Genomic DNA, 15,544 nt, shown 5'->3' with positions numbered 1-15,544 from the left:
CCCGTAGCATTCCGGCGCAGGCGGTCGTGCCCGCCTGCCGACCCCGATCGAAGGAGATCGCGTGAGCACCACGCTCGACGAGCGCACCGCGCGGGTGGCCGCCGCCGTCCGGTCCGCAGAGGCGTCGTTCGCCGTGCTGAGCGGGTACGACGCGGTCTTCTACGCCACCGGCATGCTCGTGTCCCAGGAGCTGGGGGTGCCGTTCGTCGCGGGCGGCCCCGACCTCGCGGTGGTCTCGCCCGAGGGGGAGACCTGGCTGGTGGTCCCGCGGATGCGCGCCGGCGCGGCGCGGGCCTCGCGCGCCGACCACGTCGTGGAGTACGGGGACGACACGCTCGGTGCGCTCGCCCCGGCGACCGCCTACGCCGCGGCCGTGCGCGGCCTGCTCGACGGGGCACCGGGCGAGGCGCTGGGTGGTGCGGGACGGGTCCTCGTCCAGCCCGACTCGCTGACGGCCCCGGTCGCCGAGCTGCTGCGCGAGCGCGCGCACCGGCTGGTCGACGCCACCGACGCCCTGCGCACGGCGCGCAAGGTCAAGACCGCCGAGGAGCTCGCGGCGCTGCGGCGGTGCGCCGGGCTGACGTCGGCCGCGCAGCGGCGGGCGCGCGAGGTCGCCCTGCCCGGGCGCACCGAGCTGGAGGCGTTCGCGGACGTGCGCGCGGTGTGGGACGGCGACGTCGGCCACCGGTGCGAGGTGACGGGCGACTTCGTCTCCGGCGTCGAGCGCACGGCCGCGGTGGTGGGCTGGGCGACGGACCGGGTGCTGCGGGAGGGCGACCCGGTGATCGCCGACCTCGCCCCCCGCCTGGACGGCTACTGGGGCGACAGCGCCGCCACGTTCGTGCTCGGCGAGCCGACGGCGCGGCTGCGCGCCATGCACGCCGCCGTCCGGGGCGCCCTGGACGCGGGGCTGACGGCCCTGCGGCCGGGCGTGACGGCCGGGGCGCTCGACGACGTCGTGCGCGCCGCCCTCGCGCGGGACGGCTACGCGTACCCCCACCACACCGGCCACAGCGTCGGCGCGGCGAGCCACGAGTTCCCGACGATCGCGCCAGGGGTGGACGTGCCGCTCGAGGAGGGCATGGTGGTGCTCCTGGAGCCCGGCGCGTACGACCCCGAGGTGGGCGGCGTCCGGCTCGAGTGGATGGTCCGGGTCGGCGCCGACGGTGCCGAGGTGATGAGCGACTTCGCGCTCGACCTGTGACGCCGCGCCCTGTGACGCCGCGCCCTGTGACGCCGCGCGCTGCGACGCCTCGCCCTGGCACGCCGTGCCCTGGGACGCCGCGCGCCGTGGCGTCCCGCCTGGCACGATGACCGCCGTGCCCCGCCAGTCCCGCCGCCGCGTCGCGCCCGCGGGTCCGCGCCGCCGGGACCGGGTGCCCCTGCGGGTCGTGCTGGTGCCCGGCCTGGGCGACCGGATGGGCTGGCTGGTCTGGCTGCAGCGCCAGGGCCTGCGCACCTGGCGGTCGCTCGGCGTGCGCACGGCGGTGTTCCGCGTGGGCTGGTCCTCGGACGCCCGGTTCGCGGACCGCACCGCGGCGCTGCTCGACGTCGTGCGCGGGTACGAGGCGCGCGGGGAGCGGGTCGTCGTCGTCGGCGCCTCCGCCGGGGCGGGCGCGGCGCTGGCCGTGCTCGCCGAGCACCCGACGCTCGCGGCGGCCGTGCTCGTGGTCGGCAAGTTCCGCCATCCGGACCACCTGCCCGACCCCGTGCTGACCTACAACGACGTCTTCGACGAGTCGCTGCACGCCGTGCCGCGCCTGCTGGAGCGCATCGGGCCGGCCGAGCGGGCCCGCGTGCTGTCGCTGCGCTCGGCGAAGGACGGCATCGTCCCCGACGCGGACCCGGTGCTGCCGGGCGCCGTGAACGAGCGGATGCGCGTCGCCGGGCACGTCACCGCCATCGGCTTCGCGCTGGTGTTCCGCGCGCGCCGGATCGTGGCCTTCGCGCGCGCGGCGGCGGCCCGCCTCTAGGCTGGCCCGCATGGGTACCGCGCTCGTCACCGGCGCCACCGCCGGCCTCGGACTGGAGTTCGCCTGGCAGCTGGCCACGGCCCGGCACCACCTGGTGCTCGTGGCGCGCGACGCCGAGCGCCTGGACGTCGTCGCGCAGCGCATCCGCGTGGTGGCCGGCGTCGACGTCGAGGTGCTGCCCGCCGACCTGTCCGTGCGCGAGGACCTGGACCGGGTCGCCGAGCGGCTCGCGGTCACGGGCGCCGAGGACGGCGACGGCCGCCGCCCGGTGGGCCTGCTCGTCAACAACGCCGGCTTCGCCACCGGCCAGCGGTTCGTCGACGGCGACCTCGCCGTGGAGGAGCGCGCGCTGGACGTCATGGTGCGCGCCGTGCTGGTGCTCAGCCGGGCCGCCGTCGGGCAGATGACGCAGCGCGGGCGCGGGGCGATCCTCAACGTCGGGTCGGTCGCGGCGCTCACCGCCGGCGGCACGTACGCCGCCGCCAAGGCCTGGGTGCGTTCCTTCACCGAGGGGCTGGCCGTGGAGCTGCGCGGCACCGGCGTGACCGCCACCGTCGTCGCGCCCGGCTTCACGCACACCGAGTTCCACTCCCGCGCCGACCTCGACATGTCGCGGATGCCGGAGGTCGCGTGGCTCGACGCGTCCGACGTCGTGGCCGAGGCGCTCGCGGACGTGCGCCGCGGCGTCGTGCTGTCCGTGCCGTCGGCGCGCTACAAGGCGGCCTCGGCGCTGCTGCGGGTGCTGCCGCGCGGCGCGGTGCGCCGCGTGGGCAAGTACCGCTGACCGGCGGCCGGGCCGGCGCGGCGGGGCGCCCCTAGAGCCAGTCCACCTTCTTGAACACCCGGTACAGCGCCACCGCGAGCACCAGCATCAGCGCGAGCGCCATCGGGTAGCCCAGCAGCCAGTGCAGCTCGGGCATGTGCTCGAAGTTCATGCCGTAGATCGAGGCCACGAGCGTCGGGGTGAACAGGATCGCCGCCCAGGACGAGATCTTCTTGGCCTGCTCGGCCTGGCGCACGCTGGTCTCGGACAGCCGCCGCATCTCCTCGTTCTGCTCCTGCGCCACGAGCGTGGAGTGCACGGTCAGGGCGTTCTCCAGCAGGGTGCGGAACTCGTCGACCTGCTCGGCGCACCGGATCGTGTGGTCGAGCACGTCGCGCAGGCTGCGCTGCATCTCGACGTCGAGCGTCCCGTCCGGCGCCGCGCTCGCCGCCCCCGAGCGGCCGGCTCCCACGGCCCCGGCCAGCACCGCGCCGGACTCCAGCGCGCGCAGCATGTCCGCCAGGGGGTGGGTCGCCCGCTGGAAGGCGATCACCTCGCGCGACAGCTCGTAGATGCGCCGGGAGACGCCCGGGCTGCGGTCGAACAGCTGGTCCTCGATCTCGTCGACGTCGTTGCGCAGCCCGTCGAGCACCGGCGCGTACTCGTCGACCACCTGGTCGAGCAGCGCGTGCAGGATGGGCACGGGCCCGTGGCGCAGCCGGTCCGGGTCCGCCTCGAGGCGCGCGCGGACGGCCGCGACGTCGGGCGACTCGGCCTGGCGCACCGTGACCACGAAGTCGGGCCCGACGAACGCGTGCAGCTCGCCGAACTCGACCCGCTCGGCGTCGTCGAGGTAGCGCGCCGGGTGCACGACGACGAAGACGACGTCGTCGTACCGGTCCAGCTTGGAGCGCTGGTGGGCGTGCACCGCGTCCTCGACCGCCAGCGGGTGCAGCTCGAACTCCTGGGCCACCGCCCGCAGCTCGGCCTCCGACGGGCGGTACAGGTCGATCCAGGCCACGCCGCCCCGGTCGCGGAGCGTCTCGAAGGTCAGCTCGAGCGACGGCGGCGCGGTGCGGCGGCCGTCCACGTACACGGCGTTGTCGATGATGCTCACGGGGACACTCTGCGCCGAGACGGCGTCGGGCGCGCACTACGCTGGCCGCCATGACCGCAGACTTCTCCCCGACCCCGCGCGAGCAGCTCGCCGAGCTGATCAAGGAGCTCGCCGTGGTGCACGGCAAGGTGACGCTCGCCAGCGGCAAGGAGGCCGACTACTACGTCGACCTGCGCCGCATCACGCTGCACCACCGCGCCGCGCCGCTGGTCGGGCACGTGCTGCTGGACCACCTGGAGGAGGTCGGCCTCGGCACGGCGGAGATCGACGCCGTCGGCGGCCTGACCCTGGGCGCCGACCCCATCGCCGACGCCCTGCTGCACGCCGCCGCCTCGCGCGGCCAGGACCTCGACGCGTTCGTGGTGCGCAAGGTCGCCAAGGCGCACGGCATGCAGCGCCAGATCGAGGGCCCGGACATCGCGGGCCGCAAGGTCGTCGTCGTCGAGGACACCTCGACCACGGGCGGCTCGCTGCTGCAGGCGATCGACGCCGTCGAGGCGGCCGGGGCCGAGATCCTGGGCGTCGCCACGCTGGTGGACCGCGACACGGGCGCCCGCGAGAAGATCGAGGAGCGCGGCTACGCCTACCACTACCTGTTCGGGCTGGCGGACCTCGGCCTGAGCTGAGCCGGGACGGCACGCGCCGCACCCGCCCGCCGCGCCTGGGACGCCGACGGCTGGAGAACTGGGACGAAACTCCGCGAGTTTCGTCCCAGTTCTCCAGCCGTCGGCGTCTCCGGGGGTCTTCGGGCGGCCCGGCCGGGCGTCAGACGAGCGTGATGCCGGGCGTCAGACGAGCGTGATGAGGTCCGCGACGGAGTCGACGACCTGCGACGGGCGGAAGGGGTACTTCTCGACGTCGGCCGACGTGGTGGACCCCGTCATCACCAGGAACGTGTGCAGGCCGGCCTCGATGCCCGCGACGACGTCGGTGTCCATGCGGTCGCCGACCATCGCCGTCGTCTCCGAGTGCGCGTCGATCCGGTTGAGCGCCGAGCGGAACATCATCGGGTTCGGCTTGCCCACGTAGTACGGCTGGCGCCCGGTGGCGGCGGTGATCATCGCGGCGACGGCGCCGGTGGCGGGCAGCGGGCCCTCCTGCGACGGGCCGGTCACGTCCGGGTTGGTGGCGATGAACTTGGCGCCGCCCTGGACCAGGCGGATCGCCTTGGTGATGGCCTCGAACGAGTACGTGCGGGTCTCGCCCAGCACCACGTACTCCGGGTCGTTGTCGGTGAGCGTGTAGCCCGCCTCGTACAGCGCCGTCGTCAGGCCGGCCTCGCCGATCGCGTACGCCGACCCGCCCGGGTTCTGGTCGTCGAGGAACCGGGCGGTGGCCAGGGCCGAGGTCCAGATCGCCGTCTCGGGCACGTCGATGCCGCTCGCCGCGAGGCGGGCGCGCAGGTCGCGCGGCGTGAAGATCGAGTTGTTCGTGAGGATGAGGAACGGCTTGCCGGCGTCGCGCAGCGCCTTGACGAACTCCGGCGCGCCCGGGATGGCGTACCCCTCGTGCACGAGCACGCCGTCCATGTCCGTCAGCCAGGACTCGATGGGGCGCTCGATCAGTCGCTCGGTCAACGCTGTACCTCTCTCGGAGCGGGGCGCCGGCAGGCGCCGGCGCGGTGGCGGTGCGGTCAGCGCGCGTGGCGGGGCGGGCGCGTGCCGTCGTCGTGGAAGGTACCGGGAGTACCCGGCGACGGCGCGGCACCCGGCGCGGCGGGTCCGACGGCCGTCGGCGCACCCGTGGCCGTCGGCGCACCGGCGGCCTCCGGCGCGCTGCCGGTCACCGTGGCGGCCGCGGCGTCGCCCGCCCGCGCGGCTGCCTGTGCGGCCGCCTTCTCCTGCCTGCGCGCCCGCAGCACCTCCACGACCATCGGCACCACGGAGATCAGCACGATCAGGACGATCAGCGCCTCGATGTTGTCCTTGACGAACGTGATGTTCCCCAGCAGGTAGCCGAGCACGGTGATGCCCACCGCCCACAGCAGCGCCCCGAGGGCGTTGAAGCCGACGAAGTGGCGGTAGCCCATGCGCCCGACGCCGGCCGCGACGGGCGCGTAGGTGCGCACGATCGGCACGAACCGAGCGATGACGATGGTGCGGCCGCCGTACTTGTCGAAGTAGGCGTTGGTCTGGTCGATGTACTGGCGCTTGAAGATCTTCGAGTCGGGCCGGTCGAAGATCTTGGGGCCGGCGAACCGGCCGATGAGGTAGCCGGTCTGGTCGCCGAGGAACGCCGCGACGAACAGGATCACGCACAGCACGGGCAGGTTGATGTGCAGCGTCCCCTGGGCCACGAGCGCGCCCGCCGTGAACAGCAGGGAGTCGCCGGGCAGGATCGGGAACAGCAGGCCGGTCTCGATGAAGATGACGAGCGCGATGCCCACCAGCGCGGCGTCGCCGAACCGGTCGATGAGGGTCTGGGGGTCCATCCAGTCCGGGCCGAGCGCGTGCACGGCGCCGGCGGCGGGGAGGTGGGCTGCCAGCGCGGGCAGGGCGTCCGCGAGCGCGGTCGTCGCAAGCATGGGGACGAGCCTAGCCGGGCCGGTGTGCCCGACCCGCGGGCGCCCTGGTCGGGTCCTGTGCCCGGGCGCGGCCGGCGGCGCGCAGCCGTGCACCGGTCGGGCACCGGTCGGGTGCGGGAGGCCGGTGCGCGAGGATGGGCGCATGACCGACCCTCTGGCCGCGCCCGGCTCGTCCGCGCCCGAGGTCGGCGTCGGCCCCTGGCCCGGCCCGTGGCCCACGGGGCCCGACGGCGCGCCCGACCCGCGCTACGACCCCGAGCTGCTGGCCCACGGCGACCGCCGCAACGTCGTCGACCGCTACCGGTACTGGACCGTGGAGGCCATCGTCGCCGACCTGGACACGCGCCGGCACCCGCTGCACGTGGCCATCGAGAACTGGGCGCACGACCTCAACATCGGGTCCGTGGTGCGCACCGCGAACGCGTTCAACGTCGCCGGCGTCCACGTGGTGGGCCGACGGCGGTGGAACCGCCGCGGCGCGATGGTGACCGACCGCTACCTGCACGTGCACCACCGGCCCGACGCGGCGGCCCTCGCCGCGTGGGCGGCCGACGCCGGGATGCCGGTGATCGGCGTCGACAACGTGCCCGGCTCCGTGCCGATCGAGGGCTACCGGTTCCCCGAGCGCTGCGTGCTGGTGCTCGGCCAGGAGTCCACGGGGCTGACGCCGGCGATGCAGGCAGTCTGCGCCGACGTCGTCCACATCTCCCAGCACGGGTCCACCCGCTCCCTCAACGCCGGCGCGGCCGCCGCGATCGCCATGCACGCCTGGGCGCTCCAGCACGCGCGGCCCGGGGCCGCCGCAGGCATTCCCACCAGCACCGACGCCGTCTCCGGCGCCGTCGGCGGACACGCCGGTGCCGCCGCGGCCGAGACCCGATAGGGTCCGGGCGTCCGACGCCTCGTCATCGCCCGTGCCGGCGAGCGCCGCGGGCGTCGATGCAGCCGCCGGAGGCATGACGCCCGCAGGTACGCCGTGGGAGGATCGACCAGGCAGATCCGTTCGTCCTTGGAGCACTGACATGCCTATCGCTACCCCCGAGGTCTACGCCGAGATGATCGACCGGGCGAAGGCCGGCAAGTTCGCCTACCCCGCGGTCAACATCACCTCGTCGCAGACCATCACCGCCGCGCTGCAGGGCTTCGCGGAGGCCGAGTCGGACGGCATCATCCAGGTGTCGGTCGGCGGCGCGGAGTACGCCTCGGGCTCGACGATCAAGGACCGCATCGCCGGCTCCCTCGCCCTGGCGGCGTACGCGACCGAGGTCGCCAAGAACTACCCCGTGAACATCGCCATCCACACCGACCACTGCACGGCGGACAAGCTGGACTCGTGGGTCCGTCCGCTGCTGGCGCTCGAGGCCGAGCAGGTCAAGGCCGGCAAGCTGCCGACCTTCCAGTCGCACATGTTCGACGGCTCCACCGTGCCGATCGACGAGAACCTCACCATCGCCGCCGAGCTCCTCGAGCTGTCGCAGGCCGCCCGCACGATCCTCGAGATCGAGATCGGCGTCGTCGGCGGCGAGGAGGACGGCCACGCCGCGGAGATCAACGACAAGCTCTACACGACGCCCGAGGACGGCCTCCAGACGGTCCGCGCCCTCGGCGCCGGCGAGAAGGGCCGCTACCTCACCGCGCTGACCTTCGGCAACGTGCACGGCGTGTACAAGCCGGGCGCCGTGAAGCTGCGCCCGGAGATCCTGCTGGAGATCCAGCAGGCCGTCGGCAAGGAGATCGGCAAGGACATGCCGTTCGACCTGGTCTTCCACGGCGGCTCGGGCTCCACGGCCGGGGAGATCGCCCAGGCGGTCGACAACGGTGTCATCAAGATGAACATCGACACCGACACGCAGTACGCGTTCACCCGCCCGGTCGTCGACCACGTCATGAAGAACTACGACGGCGTGCTCAAGATCGACGGCGAGGTCGGCAACAAGAAGGCCTACGACCCGCGCGCCTGGGGCAAGCAGGCCGAGGGCGGCATGGCCCAGCGCATCGTCGAGGCCTGCCAGCAGCTGCGCTCCGCCGGCCACAAGATGTGACGCACCGAGGCCGAGACAGAGAGCTTCGGCGCCGAGATAGAGAGGCCCCGCCCGCCGCGATCCGATCGCGGCGGGCGGGGCCTCTCTATCTCGGCCGGGGGGCCTCTCTATCTCGGCCGGGGGGCTCTCTATCTCGGCGCCGAAGCTCTCTATCTCGGCGTCACTGGACGTCGAAGCCCTCGTCGGTGTCGACGATCTCGAGCATCTCGCCGATCCGGGTCACCTCGAGGAGGAACTTCACCGTGGGCGGCGCGCGCAGGATGCGCACCTTGTGCGGCATCCGCGACGCGAGGCGCGCGAGGAACGCGACGCCCGAGGAGTCCATGAAGGTGATGTGGTGCGCGTCGATCTCGACCGGCAGGCCCGAGGCCTCCGCCTCGGCGACCGCCTCGCCCAGCTCCGGGCCGATGTCCGCGTCGATCTCGCCGGACAGCACGATGCGCGCCCGGGTCGTGCCCACGATGAGGTGGACGCTCGCCGGGTCACCGTCCGACGGCAGGTGGTCGTCGGTCTCCGTGCCGCTCATCGCGGCCGCCTTCGGTTCCGTTCCGTCGCGCACGGTGCTCCTTCCAGCCCCCCGGGTGCCTGCTGCGCATCCCTCGCGCCTCGTCAGGCACCACACTACGGTTTGATTGACCTGCAGGAACACCATCTTCACCTACGACTCGGGACGGCGGAGGCGCAATGACGGATTTGTCCGGTCCGTCACAGTGGCGCGGGGACCCGTCCGTCCTGGCCGACATCGCCGCCGCGACGTCGGTCCCCGTGCTCCTGACCGGCCCGTACGACGCCGGCATGCCCCTGCTGTGGGCGAACCAGGCCTTCACCACCGCCACCGGCTACCGCCTCGACGACCTCGCCGGCAGCAACCTCAACGAGAGCGATCTCACCGGGAACGACGGTGCCGGGAACGACGGAGCCGGGAACGACGGCGCCGGTGCGCCGGCCGGCGGTCTCGGCGGCCTCGTCGCGCTGCTCGCCGACCCCGGCGCCGACGACGACCTGCGCGCCGGGCTGGCCCGCGGCGACGTCGTCACCGTCACGCTGCAGTACCGGCGCCGGGACGGCGCGACGTACTGGGCGCTGACCACGTTCACGCCCCGGCAGGACGCCGCCGGTGCGGTGACCCACTACCTCATGGTGAGCATCGACGTCTCGCGGCTCGTGGACGAGCAGTCGGCGCAGCAGCGTTCCCTCGAGGTCGAGCGCCGCGAGCGCGCCGACCTCGCCCTCGTCGCCCGGTCCACCGAGCTCCTGGCTGACCTGGACCACCCGTACGCCCTGCGGGAGATCGCCGCCCTGCTGCGCAGCCTCGTGCCGTGGGCGGGCTTCTACCTCAACGACGACGGCCTGGTCTTCGCGGAGGGCATCGACGTCGCCGCCCCGCCGAGCGGTCGCGGTCGCCGGCACGCCCGCCACGTCGGCGACGCGGCGCTCGACGCGCTGGAGGACGACCCGTCGGTGCCCACGCGCGGCGCCGAGGCGGTCGACGCCGTGCAGGACCTCCTCGACGGGCTGGTCGACGGGCCGGTCGCGCTGCGCCTCGACGTCGCCTACCCGCCGTTCTCGGCGTCCGGCTGGCTGCGCCGCGACCTGGTGCGCCGCATCGGCGCCGAGACCGGCGCACGGCCGGGCTCGGTCGTCGTGCACGCCGTGGGCGGGCGGCGGCAGGTGCTCGGGCTGCTGGTCACGTGGCCCGGCGACGACGCCGGTGCGCCCGCCGACGCGCCGGCCGAGGTGCCGGCCTGGGCGTCGCAGGAGCGCCAGGAGCCGGAGTCCGGGGACGTGCGCACCGTCGTCGAGGTGCTCGCCCGCCGCGCCGGCACCGCCATCGACAACGTCCGGCTGTACGCGCGCGAGCACCGGCTCGCCGAGGCCCTGCAGCGGGCCATGCTCCCCGAGCAGGCCGACGTCACCGGCCTGGACGTGTGGACCTACTACGCGCCCAACTCCGAGCACGCGCAGGTGGGCGGCGACTGGTACGACGTGCTGCAGATCGACGACACCACGGTGGGCCTGGTGATCGGCGACGTCGTGGGGCACGACGTCGAGGCGGCCGCGGCGATGGGCCAGCTGCGCTCGGTGGTGCGCTCGTACGCGTACGAGCTCACGACGCCCGGCGTGGTGCTGGACCGGGTGGACCAGCTGGTCCGGGGCATGCGCGTGCCGCGCTCGGCGAGCCTCGTCTACGCGGCGCTGCGCCGCTCGACGTCGGACGCCGAGGGCGACCGGGGCGCCGCCGGCCAGACCTGGGCCGTGGAGTACACCCGTGCCGGGCACCTGCCGCCGTTGCTGCTGCGGGACGGGCAGGTGCACCAGCTCGCCGCCGTCGGCGGCTCGCTGGTCGGCTTCGGGTTCGCCGAGCGGACCACCGCGACCGCGGAGCTGCGCCCGGGCGACGTGCTGCTGCTGTACACCGACGGGCTCATCGAGCGGCGCGACCGCTCGCTGCGCACGGGGCTCGACGCGCTCGTCGAGACCTCCGGGCGGATCACTGCCCGGGACGCCGCCGGGGTGGGGGAGGAGCTGCTCGCCCGGCTCGCCGACGCCCCGGAGGACGACGTCGCGCTCGTCGTCGTACGCGTGCCCGACCCGGTCAACGACGCCGCGGCGGGCCGCACGCTCAGCCCGCGCTCGCGGCGCTGGCTGCTGCCCAGCGAGCCGACCTCCATCGGACGGGCCCGCCACGCGGTGCTGCGCTCGTGCGAGGCGTGGGGCATCGCGGAGTCGGCGGCGGCCGAGCTGGTGGTCTCCGAGCTGGTGGCCAACGGCGTGCTGCACGGCTGGGGCAACGTGGCGCTGCGCCTCTATGACACCGGCGAGGGTCTGCGCATCGAGGTCGAGGACTCCAACCCCGCCCCGCCCGTCGCCACGGACGGCCACGCCCATCGCATGGGCGGCTTCGGCATGCAGATCGTGGAGCGGCTGGCCGACTGGGGCTGGCGCCCCACGGCCACGGGCAAGCTCGTGTGGGCCCGGCTCCGGCAGCCCGGGGCCGGCCCCGGCGTCGCGGGCGAGGCTGGGGCGGAGGCGGGGCGGCCCGCGGACGGCGGGCACGCCGGTGCGCCCGAGGGGCGCGTCGCCGAGCCGTCCGCCTGACGAGCCGTCCGCCTGACGAGCCGTCCGCCTGAGGCGTCGACGCGGCGGGCTCAGGCGCGCCGACGGCGCTGGGACAGCGCGGCGCGGCGGCCGCCGTACGCCGGGGGCTGGGCGCTGGTGGGCCGCGGCGGCGTCGCGGGCATGGACGCCGGGTCGCAGCGGTGGTCGGCGTCGACGCGGAACAGGTCGAGCGCCCCGCAGACCTCCAGCACGAACAGGTCGCGCTCGTCGGCGCCGCGCAGGACGGTGGCCCCGCCCCGCTTGCGGCCGGCGTCGGCCAGGGAGATGAGGAACGCCGCGCCGGTGGAGTCCATGAAGGTGACCCGGCACATGTCGATGACCAGCAGCTGACGTCGCAGCCCGACGACCCGCGCCGCGATCTCCGGGAACTGGTCCCGCTCAGCGAGGTCGAGGTCTCCGGCGATCACGAGCGTCGCAGTCGTCGAGGACGTCGCGATCTCGATCATGTGATCGAGCCTACGTGCTGGCGCGGGGCGCACGCGCGGTGGCGGGACCGCGGCGGCGCGGTGGCCGGACCGCGGCGGGGTGGCGGCGTGGCGGCGGGGCGCCCGACGCGCCCGGGGCCGCGGTGGGACGATGGGGCCATGAGCGACTCCCCGCGGCCCGACCTGCTGGCCCCCGAGCCCACGCTGCTGCCCGACGAGCACCCCGAGGTGGCCGCCGGCCTCGACGCCGGCGAGGACCCCGCGGCGCTCGCCGCGGCCCACCCGTCGTCGTCGCTCGCCTGGGCGGCGCTGGCCGAGGACACGCTCGAGGGCTACGGCGGCGACGAGCGGGCCGAGCTGGGCACCGCTCGTGTCGTGACGGCGTACGCCTACGCGCGCACCGGCTACCACCGGGGCCTCGACGCGCTGCGGCGGGCCGGCTGGCGCGGGCGCGGCCCGATCCCGGCCGACCACGCGCCGAACCAGGGCTTCCTGCGCGCGCTGCTGGCGCTGGCCACGGCCGCCGAGCTCATCGGCGAGACGGAGGAGGTCGAGCGCTGCAAGCAGTTCCTCGTCGACTCCGGCACCTCCTCCGCCGAGGTCGCCGGCCTGCGCTGACGCGCGGGCATCGCGCCTGGTGACGGGCCCGCCGGCGGCGTCGGCCACCGGCCCGCCCGCGGTGTCCTCCACCGGCCGCCCCGCGACGTCGTCCACCGCCTCGGGCCTTCCCCTCCGGGGAAAGGTCACGAGAGGGTAAACTCGGCAGGCGGTCGGGCCGCCGCCAGGAGGCGGGCGCCGGCCTCGTCTACCTAGGGAAGAGGGATCCCCCATGCCAGCGGTCGTGCTCGTCGGTGCCCAGTGGGGCGATGAGGGCAAGGGCAAGGCGACGGACCTGCTCGGGTCCCGCGTCGACTACGTGGTGAAGTTCAACGGCGGCAACAACGCCGGGCACACGGTCGTCATCGGGGACGAGAAGTACGCCCTGCACCTGCTGCCCTCGGGCATCCTGTCGCCGGGCGTCACGCCGGTCATCGGCAACGGCGTCGTCGTCGACATCGAGGTGCTGTTCGAGGAGCTCGACGCGCTCATCGCGCGCGGCGTCGACGTCTCGCGCCTGCTGGTCTCGAGCCAGGCGCACGTCATCACCGGCTACCACCGCACCATCGACAAGGTGACGGAGCGGTTCCTCGGCAAGCGCAAGATCGGCACCACGGGCCGCGGCATCGGCCCGGCGTACGCGGACAAGATCAACCGCGTCGGCATCCGGATCTCCGACCTGTTCGACCCGAAGATCCTGCGGGACAAGGTCGAGGGCTCGCTGAACCAGAAGAACCACCTGCTGGTGAAGGTCTACAACCGCCGCGCCGTGGACGTGGACCAGACGGTCGACGAGCTGCTGGCGTACGCCGAGCGCCTCAAGCCGATGGTCGCGAACACCCCGCTGGTGCTCAACCAGGCCCTCGACGCCGGCAAGACCGTGCTGTTCGAGGCCGGCCAGGCCACGATGCTCGACATCGACCACGGCACCTACCCGTTCGTGACGTCGTCGAGCGCCACCGCCGGCGGCGCCGTCACCGGCTCCGGCATCGGCCCCACCCGGGTCGACTCGGTCATCGGCGTCATCAAGGCCTACACCACCCGCGTGGGCGAGGGGCCGTTCCCGACCGAGCTGTTCGACGACTCCGGCGAGTACCTGCGCAAGACCGGCGGCGAGTACGGCGTCACCACCGGCCGCGCGCGCCGCACCGGCTGGTACGACGCCGTCATCGCCCGCTACGCCTCGCGCGTCAACGGCCTGACGGACCTCGTCGTCACCAAGCTCGACGTGCTCACCGGCATGGACAAGGTGCCGGTGTGCGTGGCGTACGACGTCGACGGCACCCGCTACGACGAGATGCCCGACGACCAGACCGCGTTCCACCACGCCGTGCCGATCTACGAGGAGCTGCCGGGCTGGTGGGAGGACATCTCCCACGCCCGCACCATCGAGGACCTGCCGAAGAACGCCCAGGAGTACCTGAAGTTCCTCGAGAGCGTCTCCGGCACGCGGATCTCCGCGGTGGGCGTCGGCCCGCGCCGCGACGAGATCATCCCCGTGCACGACCTCATCCACGGTCGCTGACCGGCGCCCCCCGGTCGCTGACCCGACGCGCCCGCCCGGCACGTCCCCGGCCGCCCTGGCCGCGGACCGGGCGGGCGCGTCGTGCGTCCCGGGCACCCACCTACACTGGGCGCCCGTGAAGATCCTCGTCGTCGGGAACGGTGCTCGCGAGCACGCCATCGTCCACGCCCTGGCGGGCGAGCCCGGGGGCCACGAGCTCCACGCGGCGCCCGGCAACCCGGGCATCGGCCGGGAGGCGACGCTCCACGCGGTGGACGCGAACGACGGCGCCGCCGTCGCCGCCCTGGCGACCTCGCTGGGCGCGGAGCTGGTCGTCGTCGGGCCCGAGGCCCCGCTGGTGGCCGGCGTCGCCGACGCCGTCCGCGCCGCCGGGATCCCGTGCTTCGGCCCCTCGGCCGAGGCGGCGCGCCTCGAGGGGTCCAAGGCGTTCGCCAAGGAGGTCATGGCCGCCGCCGACGTGCCGACCGCCCGGGCGCACGTGTGCACGACCCTGGCCGAGGTCGCCGACGCGCTGGACGACTTCGGCGCCCCGCACGTGGTCAAGGACGACGGCCTGGCCGCCGGCAAGGGCGTCGTCGTCACCGCCGACCGCGCCGCCGCCCTCGCCCACGCCGAGGCCGCTCTCGGGGCCGCCGGCGGCGCCGGCCGCGTCGTCGTCGAGGAGTACCTCGACGGGCCCGAGGTCTCCCTGTTCTGCATCAGCGACGGCGCCACCGTGGTGCCGCTCGTGCCCGCCCAGGACTTCAAGCGCGTCGGCGACGACGACGCCGGCCCGAACACCGGCGGCATGGGCGCGTACTCGCCGCTCGACTGGGCGCCCGCCGGCCTCGTCGACGAGGTCCTGGAGCGGATCGCGCAGCCGACGGTCGACGAGATGGCCCGCCGCGGCACCCCGTTCGCCGGCGTGCTCTACGTGGGCCTGGCCCTGACCTCCCGCGGCACGCGGGTGGTGGAGTTCAACGCCCGGTTCGGCGACCCCGAGACCCAGGTGGTGCTGGCCCGGCTGGCCACGCCCCTGTCGTCGGTGCTGCACGCCGCCGCCACCGGCGGGCTCGGCGACCTGGAGCCGCTGCGCTGGTCGGACGACGCCGTCGTCAACGTCGTCGTCGCAGCCGCCGGCTACCCGGGCACGCCGCGCAAGGGCGACCCGATCACCGGGATCGAGGACGCCGAGGCGCTCGACGGCGTGCACGTGCTGCACGCCGGCACGGCGACGTCCGGCGGCGCGCTGGTCGCCTCCGGCGGGCGGGTGCTGTCAGTCGTCGCGCGCGGTGCGGACCTCGACGCCGCGCGCCGGCTCGCCTACGACGGCGTGGCCCGCATCGGGCTCGCCGGCTCCCACCACCGCACGGACATCGCGCTCAGGGCGGCGCGGGGCGAGGTCACGGTCCCGACGGCGGGCTGACACGTCCGGCCGGGCGCCCGCCCCGCCCCGGCGCACCCCGCCGGGCCCCGCAC

At 74.7% G+C, this 15,544-nt stretch carries 15 protein-coding genes; 10 read left to right on the top strand and 5 right to left on the bottom strand.

The genetic code is table 11. The annotated features are described in order from the left end of the window. Positions 1-61: 61 nt before the first annotated feature. The 3 genes from GSF02_RS11210 to GSF02_RS11200 all read left to right on the top strand — a co-directional run bounded on the left by GSF02_RS11210 (position 62) and on the right by GSF02_RS11200 (position 2,757). Complete coding sequence (locus GSF02_RS11210; protein WP_159796119.1) at positions 62-1,204, top strand: M24 family metallopeptidase; 1,143 nt, start codon at positions 62-64, stop codon at positions 1,202-1,204. A gap of 115 nt (positions 1,205-1,319) precedes the next feature. After that, the gene (locus tag GSF02_RS11205; RefSeq protein ID WP_211100088.1) at positions 1,320-1,973 is read left to right on the top strand and encodes a hypothetical protein; all 654 of its coding nucleotides are present in this window, start codon (positions 1,320-1,322) and stop codon (positions 1,971-1,973) included. 10 nt (positions 1,974-1,983) lie between these two features. Beyond that, positions 1,984-2,757 carry an SDR family NAD(P)-dependent oxidoreductase gene (locus GSF02_RS11200; RefSeq protein ID WP_159796113.1) on the top strand — a complete coding sequence of 258 codons (774 nt, stop codon included), beginning with the start codon at positions 1,984-1,986 and terminating at the stop codon, positions 2,755-2,757. A 31-nt stretch (positions 2,758-2,788) separates the two neighbouring features. Here the strand turns inward: GSF02_RS11200 and GSF02_RS11195 are convergent, their stop codons facing one another. Next, on the bottom strand, positions 2,789-3,853 hold the full coding sequence (locus tag GSF02_RS11195; protein ID WP_159796110.1) for a magnesium and cobalt transport protein CorA: 1,065 nt from the start codon (positions 3,851-3,853) through the stop codon (positions 2,789-2,791). A 50-nt stretch (positions 3,854-3,903) separates the two neighbouring features. On the opposite strand from GSF02_RS11195, the gene pyrE reads away from it, so the two are divergent. Beyond that, entirely contained in the window at positions 3,904-4,479 is a 576-nt protein-coding gene (pyrE, locus tag GSF02_RS11190; protein ID WP_159796107.1) for an orotate phosphoribosyltransferase, read from the top strand. A 162-nt stretch (positions 4,480-4,641) separates the two neighbouring features. On the opposite strand, the gene GSF02_RS11185 is transcribed toward pyrE, so the two are convergent. Next, positions 4,642-5,382: an HAD-IIA family hydrolase gene (locus GSF02_RS11185; RefSeq protein WP_408003885.1), complete on the bottom strand. Its 741-nt coding sequence runs from the start codon at positions 5,380-5,382 to the stop codon at positions 4,642-4,644. A gap of 104 nt (positions 5,383-5,486) precedes the next feature. Further along, a complete protein-coding gene (locus GSF02_RS11180; protein ID WP_159796101.1) occupies positions 5,487-6,377 on the bottom strand; it encodes a VTT domain-containing protein in 891 nt (296 codons plus the stop codon). A gap of 142 nt (positions 6,378-6,519) precedes the next feature. Between GSF02_RS11180 and GSF02_RS11175 the strand changes: the two genes are divergently transcribed. Both GSF02_RS11175 and fbaA read left to right on the top strand, forming a co-directional pair. Continuing rightward, the gene (locus GSF02_RS11175) at positions 6,520-7,260 is read left to right on the top strand and encodes a TrmH family RNA methyltransferase (RefSeq protein WP_159796098.1); all 741 of its coding nucleotides are present in this window, start codon (positions 6,520-6,522) and stop codon (positions 7,258-7,260) included. 139 nt (positions 7,261-7,399) lie between these two features. After that, positions 7,400-8,419 carry a class II fructose-bisphosphate aldolase gene (fbaA, locus tag GSF02_RS11170; RefSeq protein ID WP_159796095.1) on the top strand — a complete coding sequence of 340 codons (1,020 nt, stop codon included), beginning with the start codon at positions 7,400-7,402 and terminating at the stop codon, positions 8,417-8,419. A 160-nt stretch (positions 8,420-8,579) separates the two neighbouring features. Here the strand turns inward: fbaA and GSF02_RS11165 are convergent, their stop codons facing one another. Next, positions 8,580-8,945 carry an STAS domain-containing protein gene (locus GSF02_RS11165; protein WP_159796092.1) on the bottom strand — a complete coding sequence of 122 codons (366 nt, stop codon included), beginning with the start codon at positions 8,943-8,945 and terminating at the stop codon, positions 8,580-8,582. 158 nt (positions 8,946-9,103) lie between these two features. Here GSF02_RS11165 and GSF02_RS11160 point away from each other — a divergent pair, with 158 nt between their 5' ends. Further along, a complete protein-coding gene (locus GSF02_RS11160) occupies positions 9,104-11,518 on the top strand; it encodes an ATP-binding SpoIIE family protein phosphatase (RefSeq protein ID WP_159796089.1) in 2,415 nt (804 codons plus the stop codon). 50 nt (positions 11,519-11,568) lie between these two features. Here GSF02_RS11160 and GSF02_RS11155 read toward each other — a convergent pair whose 3' ends face one another. Beyond that, positions 11,569-11,985 (bottom strand): STAS domain-containing protein, encoded by a 417-nt coding sequence (locus GSF02_RS11155; protein ID WP_235915505.1) that lies wholly within the window; start codon positions 11,983-11,985, stop codon positions 11,569-11,571. Between the two features lie 138 nt (positions 11,986-12,123). Here GSF02_RS11155 and GSF02_RS11150 point away from each other — a divergent pair, with 138 nt between their 5' ends. From GSF02_RS11150 to purD, 3 genes are all read left to right on the top strand, one after another. Then, positions 12,124-12,582, top strand: coding sequence for a DUF3151 domain-containing protein (locus GSF02_RS11150; RefSeq protein WP_159796086.1), 459 nt, complete (start codon positions 12,124-12,126; stop codon positions 12,580-12,582). Positions 12,583-12,793: 211 nt separating this feature from the next. Further along, on the top strand, positions 12,794-14,086 hold the full coding sequence (locus GSF02_RS11145; protein WP_159796083.1) for an adenylosuccinate synthase: 1,293 nt from the start codon (positions 12,794-12,796) through the stop codon (positions 14,084-14,086). 115 nt (positions 14,087-14,201) lie between these two features. Then, the gene (purD, locus tag GSF02_RS11140; RefSeq protein WP_159796080.1) at positions 14,202-15,491 is read left to right on the top strand and encodes a phosphoribosylamine--glycine ligase; all 1,290 of its coding nucleotides are present in this window, start codon (positions 14,202-14,204) and stop codon (positions 15,489-15,491) included. The last annotated feature ends 53 nt before the right edge of the window (positions 15,492-15,544 follow it).

Origin of the sequence: Puerhibacterium puerhi (genome assembly GCF_009846865.1) — a bacterium.
In the GTDB taxonomy this organism is placed as follows: Bacteria; Actinomycetota; Actinomycetes; order Actinomycetales; family Cellulomonadaceae; genus Puerhibacterium; species Puerhibacterium puerhi.
This window is presented reverse-complemented; position numbering and strand designations above follow the sequence as displayed.

Coding starts and splice junctions, on each gene's coding strand:
- GSF02_RS11200 (WP_159796113.1), top strand. CDS start 1,984: ATGGGTACCGCGCTCGTCACCGGCGCCACCGCCGGCCTCGGACTGGAG.
- pyrE (WP_159796107.1), top strand. CDS start 3,904: ATGACCGCAGACTTCTCCCCGACCCCGCGCGAGCAGCTCGCCGAGCTG.
- GSF02_RS11185 (WP_408003885.1), bottom strand. CDS start 5,382: ATGGACGGCGTGCTCGTGCACGAGGGGTACGCCATCCCGGGCGCGCCG.
- GSF02_RS11180 (WP_159796101.1), bottom strand. CDS start 6,377: ATGCTTGCGACGACCGCGCTCGCGGACGCCCTGCCCGCGCTGGCAGCC.
- GSF02_RS11175 (WP_159796098.1), top strand. CDS start 6,520: ATGACCGACCCTCTGGCCGCGCCCGGCTCGTCCGCGCCCGAGGTCGGC.
- fbaA (WP_159796095.1), top strand. CDS start 7,400: ATGCCTATCGCTACCCCCGAGGTCTACGCCGAGATGATCGACCGGGCG.
- GSF02_RS11165 (WP_159796092.1), bottom strand. CDS start 8,945: ATGAGCGGCACGGAGACCGACGACCACCTGCCGTCGGACGGTGACCCG.
- GSF02_RS11160 (WP_159796089.1), top strand. CDS start 9,104: ATGACGGATTTGTCCGGTCCGTCACAGTGGCGCGGGGACCCGTCCGTC.
- GSF02_RS11155 (WP_235915505.1), bottom strand. CDS start 11,985: ATGATCGAGATCGCGACGTCCTCGACGACTGCGACGCTCGTGATCGCC.
- GSF02_RS11150 (WP_159796086.1), top strand. CDS start 12,124: ATGAGCGACTCCCCGCGGCCCGACCTGCTGGCCCCCGAGCCCACGCTG.
- GSF02_RS11145 (WP_159796083.1), top strand. CDS start 12,794: ATGCCAGCGGTCGTGCTCGTCGGTGCCCAGTGGGGCGATGAGGGCAAG.